Source organism: Candidatus Culexarchaeum yellowstonense (assembly GCF_024707025.1).
Lineage (GTDB): Archaea > Thermoproteota > Methanomethylicia > Culexarchaeales > Culexarchaeaceae > Culexarchaeum.
In genome coordinates this window covers 1-9,720 of record NZ_JANGFQ010000052.1, presented here as the reverse complement: position 1 = coordinate 9,720, position 9,720 = coordinate 1, and the positions used below count along the sequence as shown (strand labels likewise).

The window sequence follows — 9,720 nt, the reverse complement described above, 5'->3', positions numbered from 1 at the left end:
CCACCAGGATAAGTCTCTATAACCCTAAACCCCATACCAGTCAATTCAGCCCTAAGCTTCATCCCCCTCATAGTCAACTGCCTCATCCACTTAAAGTTTAATGGGAAAAACCTTATACCCATCCTCAAAAGCTCCCTATCACACTCCCTAACACAACCCCTCGAATCCAAAGTCTTCCCCTTAGGCAACGATAATGGAGCATCAATTGCGATCACATGCGGCTTCTCCACCAACGCTAAATTCAAAATCTCCACATCACCATGAACAGTCATAGTCTTGACATGCACCCCCCTCAATATACATATCCCAGTCTCCCTAGACTCCATACTAGCCAAATCCACACCCATACACACAAAACCACTACACACCACAAACACCACAATAAAACATCAAATGATAATCTCACCTTGCAACCGATATATATATATGTTTGAATTTCCCAATATCTTCTGGTCTAATATGTTTATCGCGAAATATAGTTTAAAAACTATTACTATAATACTGCTCTTCATAATTGCATTGCTTGGAGGTGTGTATGTTGTTTCATTGGAGCTTGACAGAATACACTTAACAGTAACAGTACTAAAAGATGGAAACACAATTCCAGGAGCAAACGTATACGTATTCGCTTCAGCTCCAAACGGTACCAGACTCATAGCAACTGCATGCACAAACCAGTATGGAATTGCAGCATTCCAACTATCAATAAAGAACATAATAAAGCCAATAATTGATTGGAATCAGGCTGGAAAAAGGAGCTTCACAATAAATCCAGGACTATACATAACATCCATAGGAGTCTACAATAACACAATATTCTTCGGCTCAGCGTCAACAAAACTACCACTAACACTAACAGGACCAATAACAACAAACATAAACCTAGACCTAAAACACCCAATAAAGAAGGTGGAAACCAAAATAAAGACGGTTTCAACTAACGTTCAGCAACAAGCACCACCATGGGCACAACTAATATATAGTGCACAGAGCACAATGAGGGAAACTGTATTCAAAGTATCCACAGACCAAAACACGAAGGCAAGCTGCGGTTACCTTGTTGAACAATATAGGGAGGTTGCATTTAAATGCACATATTCAGTAACCAAAGTTATAGACGATTCCATTGTTGTGAAATGGACTATAGGTGCAGAGATAAGTTGGGTAACATCACAAATTTACAAAACTCTCGTATTTGATGTGGGTCAAAGTAGCACAGGATATGTATCATTTTTAGCTGCAATTAATTATGAGTGTTGGGAGTATGAGATGCCTGCTGATGGTGGAGAACTCTATAGGGAGCATAGAACATACATAGTTTATTACTGGCCTGACTCATTACAAACCGTTAAAGGTGAAGATGACATTGAAGGCAACCAAATATTTCTAAGATCCGTAACTGGCGCAGGATGGAATACTGCTGCATTCATAGTGTATTTACATTGGTACGTTAGTCAAGAATTCGGTATACCAGTATCCAAATTCATTAAGTTTATTGCCGCCACGTTCTTCAAATTCCCACAAGCTTTAAATGTACCTGTGGATGTAGATCTGATATTCAAGAGTGCTGATGCGATATGTGCAGATGTAAGAGTTTATGGTGTTGAAGGTTGCACAATAAACATATATAAAGTTGAAATATCGAGGACTTTGAACGCCTACTATCAGATCCCTGCTTGGGCAATAATTTTGAGAACGTAATGGGTTTATACTATTAAATTCCCTTTATTTTTTATTTATTGATATATGATGAATATTGTATTTTAAATGTGTGAATTCGCCTTAGTCATTGTGAATTCTCATCGCCGTCATCATTGGCTATGGTAATAATTTCCTGGCTTCTCTAATCTATTTTCAAAGTTAGACTTCTTTAATGATGTTTAGATATTTACGTAATATTTTGTGAGCTTCTCTTCACAATCCTTTATCAATTAATATCACATTAAATGTTTCGATTAGAAAACCTTTATTTAAGTAACTGTTTTCCATTAATTGTGGTTGGTATGGAAATTAAGTCTATTCTTGCTGAAGCGTTGAATTCTTTGAATAGAGCTAGGGGTCTTAATCCTCCGAGGAATGATGTTGAGTTGGCTGCGCTTAGGTGGGAGATTTATGCTTCATTACAGAATATTTTGGATGCTGTGGCTATGGTTATAGCTGATCTTGGATTGAGGAAGCCTAGTTCATATGCTGAGTTGGGGAAGGTTTTATGTGATATGAAGTTAATTGATGAATGTGTATCAGAGGATTTGAGGTTGATAGCTGTCACAAGGAACGTTATTGCACATGCATATCGCAGGCTTTCCACAATGGATTTAGATAGGATTGTAATGGAAATTCTCCCAAAAACTGAGGGAGTTGTTAGGAAGCTGGAAGGGATTTTAGAGAGTAGGGGTATAGATCCAGTGGATGAATCTAACGTTAAACATGTAGCCAATTTATTGGAGGGGGTTTTTAGGAAGCATAATGTTGTTTTAGCATACTTGTTTGGTAGTCGTGCGAGGGGTTTCGGTAGACCTGATAGTGATTATGATATAGCTGTGGTAATGGATAGGGCTGATGTGACTGTAATGGATGAAATTAAACTTGCATTGGATATTGCGGATGCTTTGAAGGTTCCAGCTGACAAAGTGGATGTTGTTGTATTAAATATTGCTGATACGATGTTGAAAGCTAGAGTCTTGAGGGAGGGTGCAGTGATTTATGCGGAGAATGAGGATGTTAGGAAGGTTTGGGAGAGGAAAATGTACCTTGAAGTATTAGACTCAATGGACCTCCACGCAATTTATACTGCAAGAACTTTTGGTAGACTGAAAATTTCCACACAACCGAATCTTAAATAAAATATTGCATTATTGATGATGGTTGTAGAGGAATGTTAAATCTTTAATTCCCTCTTAATCTTCTCCACGTAGTATTCTGCAAGTTTCTCCATCATCTTCCTGCCAGCATCTGCACTTGCCTTTCTCGGGTCTCCTAGAACTCCAGTGTTGCTTATCGCTTTGACGCCGTAGGAGTATAATTGTGATATCGTATATTCTCCAGTGAATCCTTCGACAGCTCTATCCATTTTCACGAGACCCCCATTTATGTGTAGCATTGCTGATGTTTCTGCAGCTCCGGCATGAACTCCAGCTTCCTTAAATGTCACTCCATACTCTGCCATAACATCATTCATAACCTTAATTAGCTCTTCAAGTTTTAGTGGTGAAATTATCTTTACATCTTTATGTTCCATGGCAAGCTCCATTATCAAGGTTTCTATTGGCGCAAAGTTTCCACCATGTGTGGGGAGCAGAATTATATTCTTAAATCCATGCCTAATTAGACATTTACACACATCCCTAACCACTTGCATTAATGTCTCTGGTTTTAAAGTTAATGTTCCTGGGAATCCCATATGATGCTGTGAGCATCCAGGGGTTATTGGAGGGGTTACAAGGGTTTTACCAAGCTTCTCAGCAATCATAACACTCAAAGCTTCACCAATAAATGTATCCGTTCCAAGTGGTAGGTGTGGTCCATGCTGCTCTATTGATCCCACAGGAACTATTACTGTATCAAAACCATTATCTAAAGCCTCCTTAACTTCAACCCAACTCATTTCATCCATCTTAACCTTAACCATAAATATCACAACCAAACATAACTCTTACATTAACACTACTTAAATAATTATGCCTCAAATTCTGTAGCGCGATATATATATGTTTGAATTTTAAAATTTATTTTGATCTCGAATGTCCATCATTAAATCACGTTTAAAACTTACAATGATATTGCTACTATTTGTTTTTGCATTGTTTGGAGGTGTGTATGTTGTTTCATTGGAGCTTGATAGAATACACTTAACAGTAACAGTATTAAAGGATGGAAACGCAATTCCAGGAGCAAACGTATATGTATATGCAGTTTTTTCAAATGGCACTAAGTTGGTGGCGACGACATGTACAAATGTATATGGAATTGCAGTCTTCCATCTATCTGTAAAAGACGTAATAAAGCCGATAATTGATTGGAATCAGGCTGAGAAGAGGAGCTTCACAATAAATCCAGGACTATACATAACATCGATGGGTGTATATAATAATACAGTGTATTTCGGCTCAGCGTCAACAAAACTACCATTAACGACATCAGGGCCAATAATCACCCGTGTAAATCTAGAATTAAGACACCCAATAACAAAGGTGGAGGGTTATGCTAAAATGGCATCAACCAATATTCAACAAGTATCACCATGGGCGAAATTAATATATAGTGCGCAGAAGACAATGAGGGAAACATTCTTCAAAGTATCTACGGACCAAAACACGAAGGCAAGCTGCGGTTATCTTGTTGAACAATATAGAGAGGTTGCATTTAAATGCACATATTCAGTAACCAAAGTTATAGACAACTCTATTACTGTAACATGGAGTATAGGTGCAGAGATAAGTTGGGTAACATCACAAATTGAAAAGGCACTTGGATTAGATGTAAGTCAGAATAGCGTCGGATACATCTCGTGTTTAGCTGCAATTAATTATGAGTGTTGGGAGTATGAAATGCCTGCTGATGGAGAGGTGTATCGAGAACATAGAGTATATATAGCTTACTATTGGCCTGACACTCTAGACAAAGTTATAGGTGAAGATGACATTGAAGGAAACCAAGTACTTCTAAAAACCGCTACCGGCAAAGGATTGAATAGTATTGCAACTATACTGTATTTAGATTGGCAAGAGTTAGCTATACCAATATCAAAATTCATTAAGTATATTTCCATCAAATATCTAGATTTTCCACAAGTTTTAAACGTACCTCTGGATGTAAATTTAGTTTTTAAGAGTGCTCATGCAATATGTGCACATGTAGAAGTTTATGGCGTTGAAGGTTGCACAATAAACATATATAAAGTTGAAGTATCGAGGACTTTAAACGCTTGCTATCAGATTCCTGCTTGGGCAATAATTTTAAGAACATAAATTATTTTTGCTTGTTTGCTGTTTTCAATTGAATTCCTCTCCTCCTCTTTATTATGTATGCTATTATTCCAATTATCATTCCAGCGATCACGATGTTTTCCATGGTGTCTATTGTTTTTGCTATTGTCCATATTATTTCTCTTGAAGCCCACCCTATTATTCCAATGATTATGTATCTTGGTATTGTTCCAATTATTGTTAGTGTTATGAACTTCTTTATGTCGTATCTTATTGCTCCTAGGGCTATTGATATTGGTGATATTGGTATTATTGGTATAATTCTTAATGCTATGATGGTTATATCTTCAAATTTCCCACCCTCTATTTTGAGTTTATATTTCTCCACCTCATCCCATGATGTTCCAATATATCTTCCATATTTATCTATGATTCTTTTACCGCTGATGTATCCTATTGCGTAGTATGGTGTGTTGATTAGTGTTGATGCTATGGCTCCAATTAACCCTATGTTTATTGCTATTGATAGTATTGCTTGTGTTGGGTTTAATTCTTTAGGTATTATTGTGGCTCCAGCCATTAGTGGTATTAATGCTGATGGTATTATGGTTATAATGTTTTCTATCACTACCCCTATGAATACTCCATATGGTCCTAGAACTTCTAGTCCGTTTAAGATGTCTTCCACTATTCCCATTTAATCTCCTCCTCTAATTATCCTTAGTATCCTATTGTTTTTTAGTGATTTTATGATTTCATATGGTTCAATTTCATTTACTTCTATTATTGTGTATGCTATTCCGAGGTCTTCTTTGTTGTGGGCGTCGCTGTTGGCCATTCCAGGTTTCCCTAGGATTTTTGCTGTGTTTAATGCCATTTCATTCCACTCCCTACCTGTTTTACCATTCCAAACTTCTATGACATCTACCCCTCTTGCTTCTCCATTTATTAGATTGTCTCCTAATCCTCTCCTATCTTGTGCGTATGGGTGTGGTGCTATTGTTAATCCATGATAGTCTTTGGCTGTGTCGATTATTTCACCTATACTTTTTGGCATCTTTCTTGGTGGCGGTGTTGTGGTTATTAGTATTACTTCTCCAATGGCTGTCTCTATTTCAGCTCCAAATAATACCTTCAAATTTAACCCCTTTTCAACACTAATCTTGTTGGCTATTATGGATCCTTTGAATTCATCGTGGTCTGTTATGGCTATTGCTTTGAAGCCTTTGTACTCGTAGTATTCCAATATATCTTCTATTGTTAATTTGCTGTCTATTGAGTTGTTTGAGTGTATGTGTAAATCCACCTTTGCCTTATACAATCATTTCACCTTAACTTTTCCATGACTGCTTTAACCTTCCTCTCCATGGATTCCTCCTTATCTCTCCTATCATCCAACTTTATGTTTGTTATCACTCTCATGGCTCCAGCTTTAATTACAGCTTCATGGGCTTCCATAATTATTTCAAATGCTTCCTTAAGATCCTTTGCTTCAAATATTGTTCCCATGGCTGTCAATTGATATTTAACTTTCCTCTTATCCAACACCTTTATTGCCTCTGCAACATACCCACTTAACCCTGTTCCAACGCCTATGGGTATTATGCTGAATTCAACTATTATCATTTATGCTTCACCCCCAAAACAGTATATCCACTATTAATAGCATTTCAACATTACTCCTCCTCTGTTTTTAGGTAGTTTTTCATGGTTTTAATGTATACTTTGCATGTTTTCTCTATTGATTTTAATTCTAGGTATTCGTTGGCCATATGGGCATTCCCCCCTCTTAAACCATAAACTATTAGTGGCTTCGCACCCTTCATTGCAATTATATTTCCATCAGTTATGGTGGCTTTGAATCCAATTTTGGGTTTAAATCCATATTCCTCTTCAAATGCCTTTTTAAATGCTTTTACTATCATGCTATTTTCATTTGTAATGTATCCATAGTATCTTGGCTCTTTAATCTTCACGGATATGCCACCCTTCAAGCCAATCTTCTTTGCTAATTCGTTGATCCAATTTATGAAGTATTCATCTGTTTGTTCTGGTTTTGTTAGAATGTTTACTTCGAATATGCACTTTTCCGGTAATGTTACGTTGTAGATTTTGTATCCCCCCTCAATTTTTAAGGTTGTTGGTTGAATTCTTCCAAACCTTTCATCTTCAAATGTCCCCTCCTCAACTATTTTTAATATTAGTTTTGATGCTTCTTCTATGGCGTTCACTCCAATCCATGGTCTAAATGCATGTGCAGCCTTCCCAATACATTCTATGCTTAACAGTATCTTGCCAGTCTCCCCAATGACTACGCTACTATCAATTCCATCATATGGTTCCCCTATTATTGCTGCATCATAATCCAATTCTGAAACTAACTTTTTAGCCCCCTTCGAATACCCCTCCTCATCTACAACTGCAGAATATATTATTTCACCATTCACCCCTCCCTCATTCTCTTCAATGAATTTCTTTAGGCTGTATAGGAGGGTTATGAGTCCAGACTTCATATCTATTGCCCCTAAACCGTAGAGTCTATCATCATCAATGAATGGTTTGAATGGATCTACATTCCAATCCATTGATGGTGGAACTGTATCCATGTGTCCATTTAATAGAAGCCTCCTCCCCACATCCCCCAACCTTACTCTACATATCACATTGTACCTATTCTCCTCAACCTTCTGGAGTTCTGGTTTGAAACCCCAATCCCTCATTAATTCAGTTAGATATTTGGCTCCTTCAAATTCTTCTCCAACAATACTCCTAACACTTATAAACTCCATGATCCTCCTCTTAATTTCATCCAAATCTTCCTTACAGATTTCCATGTAAATTTGCTATGTTTAAACGTAACTTAAATGTATCCATCATGGAAAAATTGGGGTAATTTTATGTTTAGCTACTCCTTCGGCGTCTCCACCTTTCTCTTCAATACTTCCTTTGCCAATGTTTCTCCAAGCTTCCTTAATGGCGTTAAATCCTTCTCTGATGGAGGGCCGTGATCTCTAAGTCCCCACGCAACCCCCTCAGCAACCTTCTCCATTTTAAATGCATTTAAAACGGTTTCAATGCTTTGTAATGCTGTAGTTCTAGATCCTCCTCCACATGTGAATGCAACGTATGGTTTTCCAGCAAGCTTATCTCTAACACTCCACGCTTTATCGAAGAAGTCTTTCATTATCCCAGCCATGTATCCAAAGTAGTTTGGGGATCCCACAGCCACTCCATCACATGATATCATATCTTCAACTGTTGCATAATCAACCCTTTTCAATTCCACATTTACACCCTCCACACTTCTAGCTCCTTCAGCCACTGCTTTTGCTAAGGTTTCAGTGTTCCCGCTCCTTGAATAGTAGAGTACTAGGATTTTAACCATAAATTCACAATTAATACTATTGACTGTGGATTATTAAAGCGTACCCCCACTTCCATGCGGGTCTATGGATTAGCAACCTTTTTATTTTAACATAAATTTGTTCTATTCGAAGTTTATGTATATTGATTTAGCTCCCCTCATCGCATCTTTCACTGTTATCCTATTAGCTGAGTTGGGTGATAAGACGCATATTTGTACAATGATTCTTGCTTCAAAATCTTCTTTCATCTCGGTCTTCTCTGGGGCTATGCTTGCATTCTTCATTGTTGATGGTTTAAGTGCATTTCTAGGTGGGAGCATTTTAAGCATTCTTCCAAAACCTGTAATTGGAATAGTTGCTGGCTTAACCTTCATAATTTTCGGTTTACTCTCGCTTCGAAGTTCAAATGATTCTTCATGTGAATTTAATGATGTTAAAGCATCATTCCTAAAAACTTTCACACTAATTTCACTTATGGAGTTGGGTGATAAAACGCAATTGTCCTCAATACTCTTAGCAGCATCCTTCAATAATCCAACACTAGTCCTTATTGGTGTTATGCTTGCATTCTCCATTATAACAGGTTTAAGTGTAATTGTTGGATCCAAAATTTTAAGATTTATACCTATGAGGTACTTGAGGATATTATCCTCCATAATATTCATCATTTTAGGTTTAGTAATGATTTCTCAAACTCTCCCCCTATAGTTTAGGAGAGTGATGTTAAAGCATTTTCACAACTTTCCTAAATATGCTTATTAATTCAGCGATGATGACTCCAATGAATGGGAATATTAAGCCAAGGAGTGTTAATGTTCGTAGGTTTATCTGCATGACGGACCAGTGACCTTGGATTACTGGACTTTTAATTGTTATCATTAAGTCTGCTTTCATGAGAAGCATTATTGCTAGGAGAGCTATGAGAAGGGCGAATGTCATCGTAGGCGGCTTCATTAAGTCATATATATCATGGGAGTTTGTGCGCTTAACAGTTAATAGCCATATAACTGCTCCAGGAACTATTAAGGCATATGCCATGGTTAAAAATCCAATTATTGGGAATGTGGAGGAATCCAACTCTAAATTCAACTTCAACAATGCCGCAATCGCAAAGGTTCAGAAGGTAGGGTTAGCTAGCGTTAAAGCCATGCCTATGAAACCGATTACCGTTGCATCCGCCATGGATAAAGTTGTTGATTGAGGTTTCCTTTCTGGAAACTTTTGAAGGAGCTGAGCTATCATCAGCCCCTTTTCCGTTAAAGTATAACGTCCATTTTGGTCTTTCCCGATTAGATCGCCTAAGATTTTCAGGTGGTAATTAAGCTTTCCAGTGCTGGAAACTTCTATTAGGTTCATGAGATCAACGTAGGATAAATTCCCCCTTTCAAAGAGTGTGAGGATTATTTTGCGCCTAATTGGGTGTTTTAACA

General features: G+C 37.5%; 12 protein-coding genes and 1 pseudogene. 4 read left to right on the top strand and 9 right to left on the bottom strand.

Annotated elements, in window-relative coordinates:
• A partial coding sequence (locus tag MRT15_RS06965; RefSeq protein WP_304329203.1) for a DUF429 domain-containing protein occupies positions 1 to 368 on the bottom strand: 368 nt, incomplete at its 3' end.
• Positions 369 to 459: 91 nt separating this feature from the next.
• On the opposite strand from MRT15_RS06965, the gene MRT15_RS06960 reads away from it, so the two are divergent.
• A complete protein-coding gene (locus MRT15_RS06960; RefSeq protein WP_304329201.1) occupies positions 460 to 1,701 on the top strand; it encodes a hypothetical protein in 1,242 nt (413 codons plus the stop codon).
• Between the two features lie 302 nt (positions 1,702 to 2,003).
• A complete protein-coding gene (locus MRT15_RS06955) occupies positions 2,004 to 2,843 on the top strand; it encodes a HepT-like ribonuclease domain-containing protein (RefSeq protein ID WP_304329199.1) in 840 nt (279 codons plus the stop codon).
• Positions 2,844 to 2,878: 35 nt separating this feature from the next.
• Here MRT15_RS06955 and MRT15_RS06950 read toward each other — a convergent pair whose 3' ends face one another.
• Entirely contained in the window at positions 2,879 to 3,628 is a 750-nt protein-coding gene (locus MRT15_RS06950; protein ID WP_304329197.1) for a creatininase family protein, read from the bottom strand.
• 112 nt (positions 3,629 to 3,740) lie between these two features.
• On the opposite strand from MRT15_RS06950, the gene MRT15_RS06945 reads away from it, so the two are divergent.
• Positions 3,741 to 4,967: an Ig-like domain-containing protein gene (locus MRT15_RS06945; protein WP_304329195.1), complete on the top strand. Its 1,227-nt coding sequence runs from the start codon at positions 3,741 to 3,743 to the stop codon at positions 4,965 to 4,967.
• A 1-nt stretch (position 4,968) separates the two neighbouring features.
• On the opposite strand, the gene MRT15_RS06940 is transcribed toward MRT15_RS06945, so the two are convergent.
• From MRT15_RS06940 to MRT15_RS06920, 5 genes are all read right to left on the bottom strand, one after another.
• Positions 4,969 to 5,622, bottom strand: coding sequence for a DedA family protein (locus tag MRT15_RS06940; protein ID WP_304329193.1), 654 nt, complete (start codon positions 5,620 to 5,622; stop codon positions 4,969 to 4,971).
• Positions 5,623 to 6,246 (bottom strand): PHP domain-containing protein, encoded by a 624-nt coding sequence (locus tag MRT15_RS06935; RefSeq protein WP_304329191.1) that lies wholly within the window; start codon positions 6,244 to 6,246, stop codon positions 5,623 to 5,625.
• A 5-nt stretch (positions 6,247 to 6,251) separates the two neighbouring features.
• Positions 6,252 to 6,551, bottom strand: a complete 300-nt coding sequence (locus tag MRT15_RS06930) for an MTH1187 family thiamine-binding protein (protein WP_304329189.1) — start codon at positions 6,549 to 6,551, stop codon at positions 6,252 to 6,254.
• A 50-nt stretch (positions 6,552 to 6,601) separates the two neighbouring features.
• Positions 6,602 to 7,759, bottom strand: a complete 1,158-nt coding sequence (locus MRT15_RS06925; RefSeq protein WP_304329188.1) for a M20 family metallopeptidase — start codon at positions 7,757 to 7,759, stop codon at positions 6,602 to 6,604.
• Positions 7,760 to 7,830: 71 nt separating this feature from the next.
• Positions 7,831 to 8,310, bottom strand: coding sequence for a flavodoxin family protein (locus MRT15_RS06920; protein WP_304329186.1), 480 nt, complete (start codon positions 8,308 to 8,310; stop codon positions 7,831 to 7,833).
• A 115-nt stretch (positions 8,311 to 8,425) separates the two neighbouring features.
• On the opposite strand from MRT15_RS06920, the gene MRT15_RS12575 reads away from it, so the two are divergent.
• Positions 8,426 to 8,998 carry a TMEM165/GDT1 family protein gene (locus MRT15_RS12575; protein ID WP_369684957.1) on the top strand — a complete coding sequence of 191 codons (573 nt, stop codon included), beginning with the start codon at positions 8,426 to 8,428 and terminating at the stop codon, positions 8,996 to 8,998.
• 15 nt (positions 8,999 to 9,013) lie between these two features.
• On the opposite strand, the gene MRT15_RS06910 is transcribed toward MRT15_RS12575, so the two are convergent.
• Positions 9,014 to 9,385: a hypothetical protein gene (locus MRT15_RS06910; RefSeq protein ID WP_304329182.1), complete on the bottom strand. Its 372-nt coding sequence runs from the start codon at positions 9,383 to 9,385 to the stop codon at positions 9,014 to 9,016.
• Between the two features lie 21 nt (positions 9,386 to 9,406).
• Positions 9,407 to 9,720: pseudogene (locus tag MRT15_RS06905) on the bottom strand (hypothetical protein); the annotation flags it as partial.

What these genes read in the sequence shown, in the direction of transcription:
- MRT15_RS06960 (WP_304329201.1), top strand. Translation starts at nt 460, where the DNA reads ATGTTTATCGCGAAATATAGTTTAAAAACTATTACTATAATACTGCTC.
- MRT15_RS06955 (WP_304329199.1), top strand. Translation starts at nt 2,004, where the DNA reads ATGGAAATTAAGTCTATTCTTGCTGAAGCGTTGAATTCTTTGAATAGA.
- MRT15_RS06950 (WP_304329197.1), bottom strand. Translation starts at nt 3,628, where the DNA reads ATGGTTAAGGTTAAGATGGATGAAATGAGTTGGGTTGAAGTTAAGGAG.
- MRT15_RS06945 (WP_304329195.1), top strand. Translation starts at nt 3,741, where the DNA reads ATGTCCATCATTAAATCACGTTTAAAACTTACAATGATATTGCTACTA.
- MRT15_RS06940 (WP_304329193.1), bottom strand. Translation starts at nt 5,622, where the DNA reads ATGGGAATAGTGGAAGACATCTTAAACGGACTAGAAGTTCTAGGACCA.
- MRT15_RS06930 (WP_304329189.1), bottom strand. Translation starts at nt 6,551, where the DNA reads ATGATAATAGTTGAATTCAGCATAATACCCATAGGCGTTGGAACAGGG.
- MRT15_RS06925 (WP_304329188.1), bottom strand. Translation starts at nt 7,759, where the DNA reads ATGGAAATCTGTAAGGAAGATTTGGATGAAATTAAGAGGAGGATCATG.
- MRT15_RS06920 (WP_304329186.1), bottom strand. Translation starts at nt 8,310, where the DNA reads ATGGTTAAAATCCTAGTACTCTACTATTCAAGGAGCGGGAACACTGAA.
- MRT15_RS12575 (WP_369684957.1), top strand. Translation starts at nt 8,426, where the DNA reads ATGTATATTGATTTAGCTCCCCTCATCGCATCTTTCACTGTTATCCTA.